General features: G+C 52.2%; 17 protein-coding genes. 3 read left to right on the top strand and 14 right to left on the bottom strand.

Features of this window, described 5'->3' with window-relative positions; all coding sequences use genetic code 11:
- Nucleotides 1-4: 4 nt before the first annotated feature.
- From CHH67_RS04285 to CHH67_RS04270, 4 genes are all read right to left on the bottom strand, one after another.
- A complete protein-coding gene (locus tag CHH67_RS04285; RefSeq protein WP_095263747.1) occupies nt 5-1,339 on the bottom strand; it encodes an ABC transporter substrate-binding protein in 1,335 nt (444 codons plus the stop codon).
- Nucleotides 1,340-1,968: 629 nt separating this feature from the next.
- Nucleotides 1,969-2,856, bottom strand: a complete 888-nt coding sequence (locus CHH67_RS04280) for an aldo/keto reductase (RefSeq protein WP_095263746.1) — start codon at nt 2,854-2,856, stop codon at nt 1,969-1,971.
- 276 nt (nt 2,857-3,132) lie between these two features.
- Nucleotides 3,133-3,906 (bottom strand): SDR family NAD(P)-dependent oxidoreductase, encoded by a 774-nt coding sequence (locus CHH67_RS04275; RefSeq protein WP_095263745.1) that lies wholly within the window; start codon nt 3,904-3,906, stop codon nt 3,133-3,135.
- 193 nt (nt 3,907-4,099) lie between these two features.
- The gene (locus CHH67_RS04270) at nt 4,100-4,618 is read right to left on the bottom strand and encodes a GNAT family N-acetyltransferase (protein WP_095263744.1); all 519 of its coding nucleotides are present in this window, start codon (nt 4,616-4,618) and stop codon (nt 4,100-4,102) included.
- 234 nt (nt 4,619-4,852) lie between these two features.
- On the opposite strand from CHH67_RS04270, the gene xerS reads away from it, so the two are divergent.
- Nucleotides 4,853-5,935: a tyrosine recombinase XerS gene (gene xerS, locus CHH67_RS04265; protein WP_095263743.1), complete on the top strand. Its 1,083-nt coding sequence runs from the start codon at nt 4,853-4,855 to the stop codon at nt 5,933-5,935.
- 74 nt (nt 5,936-6,009) lie between these two features.
- On the opposite strand, the gene mobB is transcribed toward xerS, so the two are convergent.
- The 8 genes from mobB to lpdD all read right to left on the bottom strand — a co-directional run bounded on the left by mobB (nt 6,010) and on the right by lpdD (nt 11,166).
- Complete coding sequence (mobB, locus tag CHH67_RS04260; RefSeq protein ID WP_095263742.1) at nt 6,010-6,546, bottom strand: molybdopterin-guanine dinucleotide biosynthesis protein B; 537 nt, start codon at nt 6,544-6,546, stop codon at nt 6,010-6,012.
- The gene (locus CHH67_RS04255) at nt 6,543-7,856 is read right to left on the bottom strand and encodes a molybdopterin molybdotransferase MoeA (protein ID WP_095263741.1); all 1,314 of its coding nucleotides are present in this window, start codon (nt 7,854-7,856) and stop codon (nt 6,543-6,545) included. Before CHH67_RS04255 ends, mobB begins: the two co-directional genes overlap by 4 nt.
- Before the next feature lie 59 nt (nt 7,857-7,915).
- Complete coding sequence (locus tag CHH67_RS26105; protein WP_179292057.1) at nt 7,916-8,062, bottom strand: hypothetical protein; 147 nt, start codon at nt 8,060-8,062, stop codon at nt 7,916-7,918.
- A gap of 5 nt (nt 8,063-8,067) precedes the next feature.
- The gene (locus CHH67_RS04250) at nt 8,068-8,805 is read right to left on the bottom strand and encodes a DUF4247 domain-containing protein (RefSeq protein ID WP_095263740.1); all 738 of its coding nucleotides are present in this window, start codon (nt 8,803-8,805) and stop codon (nt 8,068-8,070) included.
- Nucleotides 8,806-8,815: 10 nt separating this feature from the next.
- Nucleotides 8,816-9,322, bottom strand: coding sequence for a DUF4178 domain-containing protein (locus CHH67_RS04245; RefSeq protein WP_095263739.1), 507 nt, complete (start codon nt 9,320-9,322; stop codon nt 8,816-8,818).
- 25 nt (nt 9,323-9,347) lie between these two features.
- Nucleotides 9,348-9,752 carry a DUF350 domain-containing protein gene (locus CHH67_RS04240; protein ID WP_095263738.1) on the bottom strand — a complete coding sequence of 135 codons (405 nt, stop codon included), beginning with the start codon at nt 9,750-9,752 and terminating at the stop codon, nt 9,348-9,350.
- A 160-nt stretch (nt 9,753-9,912) separates the two neighbouring features.
- The gene (locus CHH67_RS04235) at nt 9,913-10,581 is read right to left on the bottom strand and encodes a PspA/IM30 family protein (RefSeq protein WP_095263737.1); all 669 of its coding nucleotides are present in this window, start codon (nt 10,579-10,581) and stop codon (nt 9,913-9,915) included.
- Between the two features lie 228 nt (nt 10,582-10,809).
- Nucleotides 10,810-11,166 (bottom strand): prenylated flavin chaperone LpdD, encoded by a 357-nt coding sequence (gene lpdD, locus CHH67_RS04230; protein ID WP_179292056.1) that lies wholly within the window; start codon nt 11,164-11,166, stop codon nt 10,810-10,812.
- Between the two features lie 219 nt (nt 11,167-11,385).
- Here lpdD and CHH67_RS04225 point away from each other — a divergent pair, with 219 nt between their 5' ends.
- Nucleotides 11,386-11,970, top strand: coding sequence for a DUF6434 domain-containing protein (locus CHH67_RS04225; protein WP_095263736.1), 585 nt, complete (start codon nt 11,386-11,388; stop codon nt 11,968-11,970).
- A 1,087-nt stretch (nt 11,971-13,057) separates the two neighbouring features.
- Here the strand turns inward: CHH67_RS04225 and CHH67_RS04215 are convergent.
- Nucleotides 13,058-14,086, bottom strand: a complete 1,029-nt coding sequence (locus CHH67_RS04215; RefSeq protein WP_095263734.1) for an NADH:flavin oxidoreductase/NADH oxidase — start codon at nt 14,084-14,086, stop codon at nt 13,058-13,060.
- A gap of 256 nt (nt 14,087-14,342) precedes the next feature.
- On the opposite strand from CHH67_RS04215, the gene CHH67_RS04210 reads away from it, so the two are divergent.
- Nucleotides 14,343-15,188 (top strand): polysaccharide deacetylase family protein, encoded by an 846-nt coding sequence (locus CHH67_RS04210; RefSeq protein WP_244908084.1) that lies wholly within the window; start codon nt 14,343-14,345, stop codon nt 15,186-15,188.
- Nucleotides 15,189-15,287: 99 nt separating this feature from the next.
- Here CHH67_RS04210 and CHH67_RS04205 read toward each other — a convergent pair whose 3' ends face one another.
- On the bottom strand, nt 15,288-15,914 hold the full coding sequence (locus tag CHH67_RS04205) for a 3D domain-containing protein (protein ID WP_230875646.1): 627 nt from the start codon (nt 15,912-15,914) through the stop codon (nt 15,288-15,290).
- Nucleotides 15,915-16,167 lie beyond the last annotated feature (253 nt).

Below are 16,167 nucleotides of genomic sequence, written 5' to 3'. Positions count from 1 at the left end.
ATATTTATGGTCTGTTGTCGTCCTCTACCTTTTTCGCATCGGCAATCGCTTCGGTCGGCGTCTTCTCGCCCTGGATAACCGCATATACGCTGGCGCGAAGGTTGCCGAAGGTCTCCTGTGCCACTTTGCTGTCAATTGGCGAGCTGATGGATGCTGCTTTCGCCGCCATCGAGAAGCCGTCGAGCGCAACCTGCGGCAGCCCGGTCACTTCTACATCCGCCGCCGGCGTACCGCCGTTCGCGGTAGCAATCTTCTGAATGCTGGCCGGGGACGTCAGATGTTTCATCAAGGCAATCGCCGTATCTTTTTTCGCTGCGTCATCATACGTCGCCTTGGACAGGTAGAAGCCTGTGCCGAAGCCGCCCACAATGTCGTTGCCGCTGCCTACACCGCCAGGAACGGCCGGGAATGGCACCACCGTCGTCTGGTCACGCACATCTTCATTCCATCCGCCGATGGCCCACGAGCCTTCAAGAATCATGGCCGCAAGACCTTCACTGTAATAGTTGCCGGCCATGCTCAGATCGATGGTTGCCGCATCTTTCGGAAATGCGCCGAGATCATACAATTCCTTGATGGCAGCATAACCTTTCTCCCAGTTCGGATCCACTTCATCCTTCAGCCCTTTGTTCTGACCTTCCGGACCCGCAGCCGACAGTACGGCATGCTCGATCAGATAGTGAGACTGGTCAAACGGCACCGACAACGGGATGATGCCATTCTCGGACAGCGTCTTGACCGCTGTCGTCAGCTTATCCCAATCGGTTGGCAGCTCAAGCCCATGATCCTCGAAAATCTTCTTGTTCACGAACAGACCTTCATAAAAGCCCGTCAGCGGCACCGCATAGATGTTGCCGTCTTCCTGTCTGGCAAGCTCCAGCGCATCCGGAATGAAGCCGCCCTTCCATTCGGCATCCTCCTCGAGAAGATCGTTGAGCGGAACGACCTTGCCCGCATTGACGAATCCTTCGGCATCCGCACCGATGAAGTAGAACAGCAGATCCGGCTCGTTGCCGCTGTTCATGTCGGTGTTGACTTTCGTCCGGAAGCCGTCGTCATTCGCGGACATCGTGTCATTCTCAATCGTTACATTCGGATGTGAAGCCGTGAACTCGTCCAGCGCGGATTGGAACGCTTCACGCGCCGCATCGGTTCCGCCGAACGTCGAGAACACACGCAGCTTGACCGGCGGTGCATTCTCTTCCGCCACGGGCGGTGTCTCTGTCCCCGTGTCGCCGCCATCCCCCGACGAACTCGTGCCTCCGCCGCCGCAGGCAGCCAGGAATGTCGCGAACAGCAGCATGACACTCATCAGAATCATCGATGACCTTTTTAACATTCGATTTCCCCCTTCGTTATTTTTGTCGTGGGTCGTTGATGTCTTATCAGCATTTTATGCCACGGGCAAAGGCTTTCAAAGGGCTACAATTTTATTATGCAGGGGTAAATTATTCTACAGCGGCCCTGCCGGGATGCCTTAACCCTATATCTCCCCTCCCCAGATGACGTTCTTCGGTATCTTCGCGGCTGCTGGCGGCGAGGTCGAGGTGAAGGCTTTGAACTGTTTCGGGCTCCCCTCTCTTTTGATACGGGGGTGGGTAATTAGGTACGTGGGTGGTGGAATGGCAGATGAAAGGTCTCAAGAGCGTCATGGTCGCTTTTAACTATTGTGAATTTTTCATATGTTGAAATAATAGAATAAGAGGGTTGAAATGACCGTTATCATCGGCCTTTAAGGGTATTTTGCGCAATTATGTATGTACTGATAGATCTAAGGTTCGTATTCTCTATGTATTGACATCCGGTTTGTCCTTCGGGGTGTCACTTTATGTCGTTACAATCAAATATACGCCCGGTTCTGGTCATAAAAAAAGCAGCCGACCTGCAGGAATCCTCCTGCTGATCAGCCACTTAGCAATCTGCACAATCCTGATGTAAGCATCCTGTCTGTGAATAAGGAGCCGTCGATTACACTTTGCCGACCCAATCGGCCCCGGCCACTTCCTTCCAGCGATGGCGAATCGCTTCATACACTTCCTGCGGCAGCGGGCCTTTGGCCAGCAGCTCGGCATTTTGCTGCCAGCGCCCCGGGTTGGCCGTTCCTACGATCGCCGTTGCAACCCCCAGGGTGCTCAGCGTAAATCGAAGCGCGGTTTCAACGCCTTGCTGAACATCTGTCAGGAAATCATAATTCAGCTCTCCGAGACGGAGCCAGTAAGGATACGCATAATCCTGCTCGCTGAGCGTATCATGCTGCCAGGCAACGTTGGCAATCGGCCGCTTAGCAATGACGCCCATCCCCCGTTGAAGCGCTTCCGGAATGGTCAAATCAATGGCTTCCTGGTCGGCAATGTTCACCGAGGTTTCCAGGCTATCGAAGACTCCGGTCTGCACCGCATACAGCGCATCCTTGGTATCCCCGCTGTAGCCGATATAGCGCGTCTTGCCCTGCTCCTTCGCCTTCTTCAGCACCTCGATCACTTCGCCTTGGCGGAGGATTTCCTCGGAACAGCTGTGGAGGTGAATGATATCTACGTAATCGACCTGCAGCCGCTGCAAGCTGCGATCAATCGTCTTCTCCAGCAGTACCGGATCCCAGTCGGGATAATCAAGCCCTGACGCATGTCCGCACTTGGTGAACAGATAATACTCTGATCTGCGCCCCGCCAGTGCCTTGCCGATCAGCTCTTCACTATTGCCGTAGCACTCCGCCGTATCAATGACGTTAAGTCCGGCGTCCAGCGCGCTGTGAAGCAGCTTCTCGACCGTCGGCAAATCCTTGTTCCCGATTTCGGCCCCGCCGAATCCTAAAATGCTGACCTGCATATCCGTATTGCCATAAGCTCTGCGTTCCATGCAACAACACGCTCCTTTTTTACATGATTCATTTCGGCCTTACGGGATTATTACCCTGCACGGTTATTTCGAATCCAGCCTCGAATTATAGAAGCAAATGTCGATTCCAGCACACGTCCTCCTTCTCCAGAGGCTTAGCATGATTATCCCGTTTGATCAGGCTGCTTCCTCCTGAACCAAAGGGATAATGGTTATAAGGGAGGCAGAAAGACAACCGACACATTAAGCACCAATGTCTGGGGTTGAGCCTACGATATTCACTTATGGTAACAATGATCAAAACCCATAAATGCTCATTCCGCCATCCACAAGCAGCGTCTGCCCTGTCATATAATTGGCCGCATCGGAGGCAAGGAACACCACAGGGCCCACGACCTCTTCCAGCTGACCCACGCGTTTGAGCGGAGTTCGGTCCAGTATATCCTTGAGATACGCCTCGTCGGACAGCAGCTTCTCGGTCAGCGAAGTCCGGAAATACCACGGACCCACCGCGTTGACCTGAATGCCGTATTGCGCCCATTCAAGCGCGAGCACCTTGGTCATATGGATCAGCGCCGCTTTGGTCGAGCCGTAGACCACGCCGGTTCTTAGCGCCGTATGTCCGCCTACGGATGAGATATTGATAATGCGGCCGCCTCCCTGCTCCTTCATCTGCTTAGCCGCGATCTGTGAGGCAACGAAAGCCGATTTCAGATTGGTCTGTACGATCACATCCCATTCTGCTTCCGTCACCTCAAGCGCCGGCGTCCGGATGTTCATGCCTGCGTTGTTCACGAGAATATCGAGCTTGCCCGCTTCCTGCACAAACTGCGAGATCGCTCCCTCCATCTGCTCTCTGTCCGTCAGATCTGCCGGAAGGATAATCGCCTTGCCCTTCCCGGCACGTTGAACCTGCTCTGCAGTTTCCTCCAGATCACTGCGCGTGCGCGACATGAGACCGACATCACAGCCCGCCTCGGCCAGCCCGATCGCTAACGCTCTCCCGATTCCCCGGCCTGCACCTGTTACAAACGCTGTTTTTCCCTCTAAACGAAAAGATGGCAAATACAATATATTCCCCTCCATACTACAACCCCATTTATTTCGATTCCAAGGCGATTTCCGCCCGATACATCCACGATACACCAATCATTTAACCAGATTAATAATTAATATCATTAAATTTGCTATCGATATATAATGATCGTTAAGCTGCTATATATATCTTTCTGTCGCTGTCTATCTATCACACTACACATAAGAGCTAACGGTTTCCCGGGCCAGAGGAAAAATACTGCGACGGATTCCCGCGCTCCGGGTCAATCCGCTCTTGGTATCTCCCGTCCGTATAAACGCCGATCACCTTGCGCCAGAACGTCTGTGCCGGCTGATTCGTGCTTACCTGACTGACCTTCCACCGCCCTTGGAAACGGTCGAACAGCTCGCGAGCCGCCCATGAACCGAGCCCGAACCTGCGGTATTTCTGCATGACAAAAAATTCGGTCATGTAATAATCCGCTTCCTCGCTATCCTCCACCCGCTCAATTAATGCAAATCCGGCAGGACGCTGGTCGTATGTAATGAGAAACGGGTATTTCCGGTCCCGCTTCTTCCAGAACTGATCCAGATCCGGGTACGTTGCAAACAGCCCCTGATCGTTCAAATCAAAGTCCAGATAACGGGTAAAATCATAAAAGTAAAACTGCATCATATTGGTAATAACATGCTGCTTTCGTTTGGGGACAAGCTCCAGCCCCATTCTGCCGCTATGCGCTGAATTCATGAAACTGCTGCCTCCTTGCCAAGATGACGATGTCTAAACGATGAGGTCCACGATGTACTGTTATCATATAACGTGACCTGTCCGATCACAAGCAAGTAACAGCAAACCGCCAGCACCGCTGCCCGGTAAGCCCCCACCCTCCCATTCATCAGGACGTCAAAGGGCGTCATATGATACACTAAGGTAAAGAACAAGCTTATCCGCATTTCATCGCATTTGATTAGAGGTGATACCATGAACATCCAAAAAGAACAGGATCGGGTCAAGCTGGACGAGAAGTCCCCGGCCATGCCTTGGTATGTACAGCAATTTATCGACTATAAACTTCCGGATCTCTCCCCTTCGACACTGCTCGAATACGTAAGAGATTATGAAACGTTCTTTAATTGGCTGCGGGCGGAAGGCCTGTCGGCCGCAGCTTCGAACCGGGAAGTGGCGCTCTCCGAGCTGGAAAGCCTGCGCATGGACAGCATTACCGCTTACCGGCTGTACCTGACGACGCGCCGAGAGGGCGCAAATTCCAGAATCACGGTGTCCCGCAAGCTGTCTTCACTGCGGTCGCTGTTTCACTATTTAAGTCAAATCGCTGAGGATGAGGATTTCTATCCGCTTCTGAAGCGCAACATTATGGCGAAGGTGGAGATCAAGCGGATCCACAAGCCGAAGGACACTGCCGCCAAGCTCAAGGGCAAGATTTTGGAAGAGGACGAGCTGCAGGAATTCATCACCTACATCCACGAGGGCTACGCCCAGGATGTCGCCAACAACAAGCAGGCGTTATACGCCCATGAGCAGAACAAGGTCCGGGATGCCTGCATCGCGAGTCTGATCCTGAATTCCGGGCTGCGGGTGTCCGAGGTGGTGAACCTCAATCTGTCGGATATCGATTTGAACAACAAGATGCTTCACGTATTCCGCAAGGGCAACAACGACGAAACATTCAAAACGCCGGTCTATTTCCGGACTCAGGCCAAAGACGATCTGGAGCATTATTTGCAGCTGCGGCAAGCCCGCTATAAGGTTCCGAAGAAGGAGAAAGCGCTGTTCGTCGCCCTGCGAAACGGGCAAAACGAAGGCCAGCGCATGACCAAGCGCGCGATCCAGGCGATGATTATCAAATACGCCAAGCGTTTTGGCAAGCCAGCGCTGACCGTCCACAAGCTGCGGCATTCTTTTGCCACCGATTATTATTTACAGAACGACATCTACAAAACCAAGGAACAGCTTGGGCACGCCTCGACGGAAACAACCGAGGTATATGCCCATCTGACCGACAAAACGATGTCCGAGGCTATTGAACGCCGAACGGACGCTTAATGTGTCATAGGGACATCTAGTGACTTATAACGTCTCATTGTGAGTCCTGTTGTTTCATAGCACATCATATTGCTTCACTGAGCTTCACTCGAAAGGATCAGCGCCACAATGGCATCCACGTCATCCCGCGATATCACCGGAGCCGGCAGGTCAGACCCCACCGTCTGTCCCCTGCCCGGCTCTTCTGTCATCTTCTGCGGCTTGATCATCTCCTTCGGCACAACGATGCCCATAACCCCCTGCAGCTGCAGCAGCCCAGCATCAGCTTCATCCCGCAGCAGCACCAGCTTCGGATATGCCGCTTGCTTAAAGCCTTCCACGAGCACCAGGTCAACGTCCCGGAAAGCGCCGATGAGTGTCTCGAGCGGCGTCTCTGCTTCCATCAACACCGCCGTTCGTCCCGGTGATGTGATCGCTACCGCATCCGCGCCGGCTTCACGGAACTGATCGGTGTCGGTGCCCGGATGATCCATCTTAAATTGATGCGCATCATGCTTGATGACAGCCAGCCGGACGCCGCGCGCCTTGAGCTGACGTATGACAGCAGCCAGCAGCGTCGTTTTTCCACTGTTTTTATAACCGCATAGCTGAACGACTCGAACCTCTTTCATGACCAGGCTCCCGGAAGCACCAGCACCGTCACCGGATGCCCTTTAGCCGCTCCCTTCAACTCCGGCGGGATCACAATCAGACATTCACTATCCTTGATCGTGACCATGACACTGGATTCATCAAGCTGAGCCGGCGTAGCAACGAGTCGACCTTCCCGAACCTCCAGCCGTCCGCGCACGAACCGGGTAAAATTGTTCACTTTGCTGTAATCCGCCCCAAGCTCAGCGGTCCATTCGGTCAGATGCAGCTGCGTCATGCCAAGCTTCTTGCGAATCGCCGGACGGACGAACAGCAGAAAGCCGACGAAGCAAGCACCCGGATTGCCAGACAAGGCAAACAGCAGCTTCCCGTCCTTCACTGCCGCCGTCGTTACACTGCCCGGACGCATCGTCACCTTATTGAACAGCATGTCCACCCCGCCCGAAGCAACCAGCTCCCCCATGATGTCATAGTCGCCAACCGATACACCGCCCGTAGTGACCACGATATCGTACTTCTGAAGCGCTGAAGCCACTTTGCTTCGTGCCAGCTCAATGTCGTCCGGGATCGCCTCCATGACGACCGGAGTGCCTCCAGCCTCCCGAATCTGGGCTGCCAGCATGTAGGTGTTGCTGTTGCGGATCTTCCCCGGCTGAAGCGGCTCATCGATATCCAACAGCTCTGTTCCGGTTGAGAATATCCCGACCACCGGGCGCCGGTACACCTCCACCTCATGAACACCGAATGTCGCCAATACTGAAATTTCACCCGGACCGATCTCGCGCCCTTTGGCAAGAATCAACTCGCCTTCCTGGAGCTCGAATCCGCGCGGCGTTACATTTTTTCCAGGCTCAATCGCTCTTTTCAGCCCGATATACGTCTCTCCGTTCTCACTGCGGCTCTCTGTCGCCTCCAGCATGACCACAGCGTCCGCGCCGTCTGGCACCTGGGCACCCGTCATAATGCGCGAGGTCGTCCCTTCGGTGATCGGCACTGACGATACATATCCGCACGGAATATGGTCTACGACCTTGAGCCACACCGTCTCCCCATCTTCACAAGCCAGCGTGTCTTCTGAACGAACCGCATACCCGTCCATACCGGACCGGCGAAAAGCCGGATACGGATGAGGCGCAATCACATCTGCGGCCAGAATCCGTCCATCGCTTTCTTTCAGACTGATGATCTCCGTCTCACCAGGCTGCACATAAGCCAGCGCCTTCTCCTGGGCTACCGGCACCTGCAATGCTTTACGCTGAAATTTATTGGGTGTATCGGGCTGTCCCTTCCCGTTCTGTTCTTTCCCGCTCTGTTCCTTCCCGTTCTCCATTACGTCTCCCCCACTTCTTCATGACTATACTTCCCAGCTGGCTTCATCAACCTATAGTATCAGTTATAACGCCAAATGATCGTGATGGCAAACACAGCCTCTGCGTCCCCCGCAAACCAAACCGCTCGCATGATCAGCGTATAACCAAGCTCTTCACGGGGAGCGCCTGTCGATATAAAAAAGCGCGCGGCCTTCGCCGCACGCAAATGGTCTACCTTCGACCACGCCGGAACACCTTGCCTGATCCAGAGCGTGTCTTCGGTTTGGTATATGATTTCTTCGGTGAATCGAACAGGCTGCCGCCGGATTCGCCGCGAGTAATGCTGCCCCGGCTATTCCCGGAATCCGGATTGCGCTTGAACAGGCTTCCGCCCGTCCCTACCTTGTCTTGACCACGTCTTGTGATCTTGCCGCTTCGGTCCACCGTTAGCGGTGGCGCTATCTTCTTGTCCTGATCTGTCGGCTTCCGGAAGCTGCCTTCCTTCGGCTTATAGACATCCTTCTGGGTATAGCCGCGATACTCCCCGCCGCTTCTGCCCATGCTGTCGAACAGATCGCTGAGCAGAACAGCCGTCAGGTACCCTTGCAGGAAACTCGGATTATAGTTGTTCCGGACATATTCCTTGGTATCGATCTCGATCAGCGTATCCGATGGCTGGTCAGGGTCCTGCTGCAGGTGGTAGAACTCATCCCCATAGACGAGGAACATTCGCTCATCATCTTCAGGCGAGACCTGATCCGGGGCCTGCGCGGCCATCAGCTCCTGGGCAACCTCGGGAACACTTTTCCCTTCGGCCCGGTACACGAAGGACTCGGCTCCGCTCTCCCGGTTCACCGATTCCAGCGGATACGTATCTCGTACATTCGGCGCGCCGCAACCGCTCAGGAGCGATACCAGGAAGCTGAGCACCAGCAATATTTTGATTGGCAAAAAAGAGCGTGCTTTCATGTTACCACTCCTACGTCGCCCGGAGGATTCTCACATCTCCCGGAATCACTTTCTCGCCTTCATACAGCATAAATCGTCCATTCTGCCATTCAATCCGGAGCAGGCGGTAATCATCGGATTGATACTGCCATACATGCTGTTCTCCGCCCTCCATAAACGGCGTTTTCCCCGTTACAGTCACATGACCGTTATACTCTTCCTCCAGGTGAAAAACATGCTCATCCAGCTCAATGGTTGTCGGAACTTCACCCGGTGTGTCCAAGCGGCCATCAATTGCATGATACAGCGCATACTGAACCATCTCGCGCACCTCAATATAGAGATATGCGATCCGGCTGCCATCCTGCAGTGTCAGCAGCGCGGCGTTCCGGCTCCGGTTCTGGACGCGGCCTGTCACCTCATATGAAACCAGCGACACCTCACAGATATCACCGGGGAACAATTCAAGCGGACTCTTCTCCTTGATCTCCGGCTTCGGCTTGGCAAATAGATTGCCGATTCGTTTCCATACGCTCATCATCCATATCCCCTATCTCATCATCTTACAAACATGCTGTAATAATCAGTGCCCCAACGATGTGCAGAGATCCGGCGAACAGGCCGTAGCCTGTCTTGCCTGCCTTCGTTCCCTGATCCAGATCAAGGCCGGCGAAACGCCGCAGCAACAGCTCTGTCAACGTTTCGAGCACCAGCAGAATGATAAAGGAGATGATGGAGACAATAACCGCCTCGAGCAGGTGATAAGCCGTGCTGATCGATACTGATAAAATATAGCCCTGGGCTGCCAGCTTCAACACGAGCCGCGTCGTTACCGCCATATTCCCGGCTTTGACTTCCTCAAGATCCTTGTATTTCGTAAACAGTGAATCCACCCACATCAGCACGAACAGCAGCAAGGCCCCTGTCGCCGTCCACAAGAGCACGCTTAATAACATTTCCAAATTCATAACGTTCCCCCACATTCAACTTTCCGTTTGCTTTCATTCAAGAGCCGCAGATCCTGGATGTGCACCGGACATTTGCATATAGAAAGACGAAGGAGATGTCCGCCCGAAAGCTTCCCTGTCCTCCTTCGCCTCCACTTGCCGTCATTGTTCGATGCCCGTTTTACTTGTCCTCGTACTGTTTCATCAGAGCTGCAAGCTCATCTTCGATTTGCTTGTCTTTGCCAAGGCTTTCGAACTCTTCGTCCAGCGATTTCTCACGCTTGGTCATCTCGTTGCTAGCCTCTGCTCTTGCTTCCATCTGCAGCATCTTCTCTTCCATACGCTTCAGGCCGGCAGATGCCGAGTCGGAGCTGAATCCGTTCATCGCCTTGTTGATTTCATTCTGTGCCTTGGCCGCGTTGTAACGGGCTACCAATGTTTCCCGCTTGTTCTTCATCTCGGTCAGCTGCTTGCGCATTTCCTCCAGCTTGCCGCGCAGATTATCGGCTGCCAGCTTGTTCTGATCATAGCTTGCCTTGTACTCATCCCGCTTCGCTTCAGCCGCCTTCTTCTCCTCGAGCGCCCGGCGAGCCAGATCCACGTTCTGTGCTTGAGCCGCTGTGTGTGCCTGCTGGGTCCGCTTCTCCACCAGCGCAGCCTGCTCCTCATAAAGCGCTTTGAAGCGCTTCTCAATGGCAATCTGTGCTGCAACAGCCTTCTCGGCGTCCTCCAGATCTGCGGTCATATCCCGTATATATTGATCGGTCATTTTGATTGGATCTTCAGCCTTGTCAATAATCGCGTTAATGTTCGCCATCGTTAAGTCGCGTAATCTTTTAAAAATGGACATGGTTCCCTTCCTCCGCTTCAGTTCATATTTGAGTTTGAAACACTATGACTATTGATACGTGGTGATGCCGCAATACGTTTCAAAAAAATCAAAAAAATATGGCTCGTATCAGATATCCGAGTTTGACTTCCCCTCAGGGTGTGCACGCTGCGGGATCGAGAGGACTTCCGACCGCTCAGATGTCAACCACGGATGATTGGCATGAGCCACAATATCGATATATTCTCATTATACATGTGCCTGCTGCCATTCAACCAGCACTTTCTCCAGCTTCCCGCGCGTTATGAACACAATGGCCTCCGTTTCTTCACGGGTTAAACCCGGATAATGGATGCCCATCATGACCGTTACCTGACAATCCAGCCTCTCTGCGGCCTTCAATGCGAACTCTCCTGTCAGCAAATACTCCTTATGCCCCGGCACCCGAATGGTGTCCACGGCGAACCCTGGCCGCTGCGCAGTCCGGTATGCCGTGGATATTGCCCCAATATGACTTGCTCCTCCGGTGATCGTAAACAGAACATCTTCGCCATAGCCCTTGCACTCGACCTGTATATCATCAAACTTTCCTTGGAACGGGACCATCGGTTCAGCCTCCCTCACATTCGTATATCTTCATTGGATACCAGCATGAAGTCCACTTGCCATGAACATTGTCATACGGAAGTTGCTTGCCATTTATAGAGCCCCTATCTGTCCTTTTCTCTTCGAAAGAGCAGGTCAGGGCTTGATTTACTCATACGGCTTGCCCAACAAGAACAAATGTTCTATGATATCAGATGAGAATGTACGGAGGTGCCGACCATGAGACCCGAATTAACGACAGATTTACAAGTTGAGCAGTTTAATAATTACTACTGGCTGAAAGAAGAACTGCAAGCTTTTTGCAGGGAACATGGTATAAGCACGAGCGGTTCGAAGCTCGAAATATCAAGCAGGGTGGAATTCTTTCTCCGAACCGGAAGAACGGAAACGCCTTCCAGAAGCGCCAAAGCGAACAACTCAAAAGTGAACAAGAAGATGGAATTTCAAGCAGATTTAAGCCTGGATACCGTCATTACCGAAAACCATCGTTGCAGTCAAAGGGTACGAGCTTTTTTCATAACTGTGATCCCCAAGTTTCATTTCTCCACCTATATCCAGAACTATTTCAAGAACAATGTAGGCAAAACTTACCGCGACGCCGTGGAAGCTTGGCACGAGGAAGAGAATCGGCAGAAGGATCCCTCATACAAGAAGAACATTGCTCCTCAATTTGAATACAATCAATTCATTCGCGATTTTTATGCAGACCCGAACAACAGAGGCAAAGACCGCACAGCTGCAATCGAAGCCTGGAATGAAATCAAGAAGCTTCCCGGAAGCAATAAATATACGCCCTCATTGTAGCTGGCCGTTTCCCAGTCTTGATGCCGTATTCGGAATTCCACCACAACGTAAAGGTATCCCATACGCTTTACGCGCCTAAGAGACGCTCTTCAGGACCTTCAAGTGTCTCTCCTCTCAGCTATAAAGTTAATTTGCCAGCGTTTTCTTTATATTATATAGAATTTCATTTATTGGAAGACAAAGATATAGTAGGAATTGACCACTGCTTAATTTAAGCATGACAGCCCTCTCGACTAAACAATACTCCTTTTTAGATTAAGCAAATTTTTAAGCTTGTGGGGTGACTTTGCTTGCAGCAGACAACCGCCATTCGTCAAAACATAGAATCTCATCTGAGAGACCGAAGCTGGTCGATCTCTCAAATTGCTCAGATCGCTGGCGTTAACTCTGGATCGCTTAGCCGTATCTTGTATGGAATAAATCACTATCCATGATGGAGCTCAACCGGATTACGGCAGCCCTACTCTGCCCGAACCCTGATCCGAAATGAACAATCTTCTTCAGTAATGAAGTCATACTCCGCAAGCAGCAATGGGAGGAAACGGTCCGGGTCCATCCCGGCTGGATTCTGAATCTGGACGCCGACGAATGGTTCGAGTCCCGCTTTGAGAGCAGGCTGGACGCAATGCTGGAGCAGACCGATTATGACGTGTTTTGCTTCCGTCTGTAGGACTTCTGGAGTCCGACGCACTACCGGGAAGACATGTATTGGAACGCACAGCATTACTACCGCCCTTTTCTTGTTCGATACAAGCCGGATTTTGTCCCCGGTGGAAAGAAACGCCCCAGCATTTCGGCAGATTCCCGGAAAATGTGTTGGAGCTGCCGCATACGTTATCCAGCGTGCGTCGTCTCAAGCATATGGGATGGGCGGACCCGAAATCATCGTCTGGAGAAATGCAAACGGTACAAACAGCTTGATCCCGATAGCAAAATACGGCTGGTCCGCACAATATGATCCATTCTCGACAAGACGCCCAACCTGATTGAATGGCAGGAATAGGATCTCTCCATCCGCTCCGTGCTCAATAACAAAGCGCGGCTCCCTGTGGGAAGCCGCGCTTCTGTAATGCTATGATGACCTGGATTAGGAACGGTACCCCCGCTCGTACGGCTTCGGCACTTTTTGCTCACCATCCAACGCTTTGGCTGCATGAATCGCCCAGTATGGATCACGGAGCATCGCTCTGCCAATCGCTACAAGATCGGCCTTGCCAGAAAGAATGACGTCCTGCGCATCCTGATATTCATCCAGTAATCCGACCGCGATCACCGGCACCTCGAGCTGACGCTTGATTTCGGCTGCCAGTTCTACCTGATATCCCGGCTCTGCTTTCGGCCCTCCACCGGAACCGATCGGCCCTTCTCCGCCTGAAGATACGTGAAAAATATCAACCCCGGCGTCTCTGTACCGCTTGCAGATTTCCAGACAATACTCCACATCGTACCCGCCATCGACATACTCCTGGGCAGATACGCGCATCAGAATCGGCATGCCTTCCGGCACGACCTCTTTAACTGCCCTGACGACCCGCTCTCCGAACAGCGCCAGATCCTGGCCATACGCGTCTTCACGCTTGTTCGTTAACGGTGAGTGGAATTGATGGATCAAATAACCGTGTGCACCGTGGATCTCCACCGTATCAAATCCGGCTTCTACAGCGCGGCGAGCCGCCTGTTTATGAGCTTCGATTAACTGCTCAATCTCCTGCGTAGACAGTACCCTCGGCATTCTAAAGCTGTCATTGAACGGAATCGCCGACGGTGCCACAGGAGGATCTGCATCCTGAGCCTTGCGTCCAGCATGGCCAAGCTGGATCCCGATCTTGGTTCCGTATGAATGCACAGCATCCACCAGCCTCCGGTATGCCGGGATATGTTCATCCCCCCAGATACCGGTGTCTTGGTCTGTGATTCGTCCTTCCGGATGAACCGCTGTCATCTCCACAATAATCAAGCCTGTACCACCGACGGCGCGGCTTACATAATGTACGTAGTGCCATTCGTTCGGGATCCCGTCTTCAGTCTTCACGGAATATTGACACATTGGCGGCATAACGATACGGTTTCTCAGCGTTAAGTTTTTGAAATTATAAGGTGTAAATAAATCAGCCACTCGATATCATCCCTTCCGAACCAAATCTGTCTAATTATCTCCTATCGATGTCTATTATACACCTTCCTGGGATTAACGAAAAAGAACCTTGCTTGGGGATAATTGCATACCGTGCTGGGAATACCATAGGAAAACGTCTTTGGCGATCTCAATCTGCAAACTCCCGGATCTATGCATGCAAGAACGGGCCCATATCATTCTCACATCATGCTTTTTCTCCATAACTAAACTGTAATCAAAGGAGTGAGGGTCATTGATGAAAAGCTATCCGATTATATGCTGTTTGCTGTTCTTATTCGGAATGGTCATCTCGCCAGGCGTTGCGATGAGCGCAGCTAATCATGGCGATGTCCTCGCTGTCCTGGATCAACTTCATTCCCCTGTGATTTCCGATACGTTCGAACAAGGGAACGATTCAGGAGGTGCTCAGCAAGACGCTAAGAAAACGCCAACCTTGAGTCAATTAATGACCAAATATCCGGACACATTCCGGACCCGTGGTCCCCGCGTCAAGCGGATTGCTCTAACCTTTGACGATGTGCCCGACCCCCGATTTACAGGAAAAGTGCTTGACGTTCTTCAGCAGTATGATGTCAAAGCCACCTTTTTTGTCGTCGGTAACCGGGCCAAGAAGCACCCCGACTTGCTGAAACGCATTCACGAGGAAGGTCATGCGATTGGCAACCATTCCTATAACCACGCCCAACTGAACAAGCTTCGCCTGCCTGACTTTATCAAGCAGATTGAACGGACCAATGCCGTCATTGAATCCATCGTTGGTGTGACGCCAACCCTCATCCGCCCGCCTTATGGCGACATCAATGAAGAGCAGCTCAGATGGGCCAGGAAAAACGGCTACAAGGTGGTGAACTGGAACGTCGATTCCCTGGACTGGAAAGGACTGAACAAAGATGAGGTCAAGCATAATATTTTATCCGCCATCGGTCCGGGGTCCATCGTCCTCCAGCATGCAGGCGGTGGAGCCGGTTCGGATCTCACCGGAAGCATTGAGGCGCTGCCGGAGATCATTACAGAGCTGATGCGTCAAGGTTACGATTTTGTCACGCTGCCGGACATGCTGGGCGTTCCCGAAAGCCAATAGCAAGATGTTACAGGTTCTCATGAAATGAAAAAAAGACGGCTGAACCACAATGTGATTCTAGGAAAGCCGTCTTTTTTCAAGATGTGCGCAAGAGCTGTGCTATTTGATGAAATATAAGGTCACGTCCTGGATGCCAAACTCTCGAACGGATTTGGGTGAACCCGGAATGAAGATATCGATCTTGTTTCCCTTGATCGCTCCGCCAATGTCTCTAGCTTCTGCAACAAAGGCTTTTTTCGGAAGTCCAGGGTGGGTGTGACCGGTGACCAGCACCTTGGTTCCCAGCGGGATTACTTTCGGATCAACTGCGATTGTACCCAGCTCCAGCGGATTTCCGAAATAATCGACCGCTCCCCAGCCGCCGTTCTCGCTTGCAGCCGAAGAATATGCTGTTGCCTTTACGTTAAGGGTTTTGGAATAGTCAAAGGTTTTTCCCCATGCCTCCACCACTTTATTCTCCGGAAATACGTTTAATGTTGGCAGCATCACCGCCGGCGAGGCCGCTTGGGCCTTGGTAGCCGCGACGGCTTTCGCCTCGGACGGAATCGTTATTTTGAGACCTGCATAAATATTGGTCGCTTTAATGCTCGGATTGGCCTGCATCAGCTTGTTCAGGTCCACGCCATACTGTTTGGACAGAACATAATATGTATCCCCTTCTTTGGCGGTATGCACCTTGCTGGCCGCTTCTGCCGGATGTGGGTGTATTACAAAAGAGATGCCCATGGCGAGCGAGCAAGCGGTGATTAAGTTTACGGTCCTGCTCCACTTCTTAGCAGCGCTTCTCTTTCTTCTTGGCGGAACATTGCGATTATTCTTCTTCAACATCCAATTGCCTCCTTGTTCTTCCACCCCGACCATGGGAGTGAAATCGCTACAGGTTCTCGAAAAATGATATAACGGTTACGAATATATCACAAATTTGTAACCTTTACTGCAAGCAAATGCTGGAAGGGAGGGGCATGCCCCTCCCTTTTTC

The organism is Paenibacillus campinasensis (assembly GCF_002272015.1).
Classification (GTDB): Bacteria; Bacillota; Bacilli; order Paenibacillales; family Paenibacillaceae; genus Paenibacillus_AQ; species Paenibacillus_AQ campinasensis.
Note: the sequence above shows the minus strand (reverse complement) of the source record. Positions and strands in the feature narration are given on the sequence as shown.

Coding starts and splice junctions, on each gene's coding strand:
- CHH67_RS04255 (WP_095263741.1), bottom strand. CDS start 7,856: ATGGAGAACGGGAAGGAACAGAGCGGGAAAGAACAGAACGGGAAGGGA.
- CHH67_RS04225 (WP_095263736.1), top strand. CDS start 11,386: ATGAGACCCGAATTAACGACAGATTTACAAGTTGAGCAGTTTAATAAT.
- mobB (WP_095263742.1), bottom strand. CDS start 6,546: ATGAAAGAGGTTCGAGTCGTTCAGCTATGCGGTTATAAAAACAGTGGA.
- lpdD (WP_179292056.1), bottom strand. CDS start 11,166: ATGGTCCCGTTCCAAGGAAAGTTTGATGATATACAGGTCGAGTGCAAG.
- CHH67_RS04250 (WP_095263740.1), bottom strand. CDS start 8,805: ATGAAAGCACGCTCTTTTTTGCCAATCAAAATATTGCTGGTGCTCAGC.
- CHH67_RS04240 (WP_095263738.1), bottom strand. CDS start 9,752: ATGAATTTGGAAATGTTATTAAGCGTGCTCTTGTGGACGGCGACAGGG.
- CHH67_RS04235 (WP_095263737.1), bottom strand. CDS start 10,581: ATGTCCATTTTTAAAAGATTACGCGACTTAACGATGGCGAACATTAAC.
- CHH67_RS04270 (WP_095263744.1), bottom strand. CDS start 4,618: ATGAATTCAGCGCATAGCGGCAGAATGGGGCTGGAGCTTGTCCCCAAA.
- CHH67_RS04205 (WP_230875646.1), bottom strand. CDS start 15,914: ATGGGCATCTCTTTTGTAATACACCCACATCCGGCAGAAGCGGCCAGC.
- CHH67_RS04285 (WP_095263747.1), bottom strand. CDS start 1,339: ATGTTAAAAAGGTCATCGATGATTCTGATGAGTGTCATGCTGCTGTTC.
- CHH67_RS04245 (WP_095263739.1), bottom strand. CDS start 9,322: ATGAGCGTATGGAAACGAATCGGCAATCTATTTGCCAAGCCGAAGCCG.
- CHH67_RS04280 (WP_095263746.1), bottom strand. CDS start 2,856: ATGGAACGCAGAGCTTATGGCAATACGGATATGCAGGTCAGCATTTTA.
- CHH67_RS04210 (WP_244908084.1), top strand. CDS start 14,343: ATGAAAAGCTATCCGATTATATGCTGTTTGCTGTTCTTATTCGGAATG.
- xerS (WP_095263743.1), top strand. CDS start 4,853: ATGAACATCCAAAAAGAACAGGATCGGGTCAAGCTGGACGAGAAGTCC.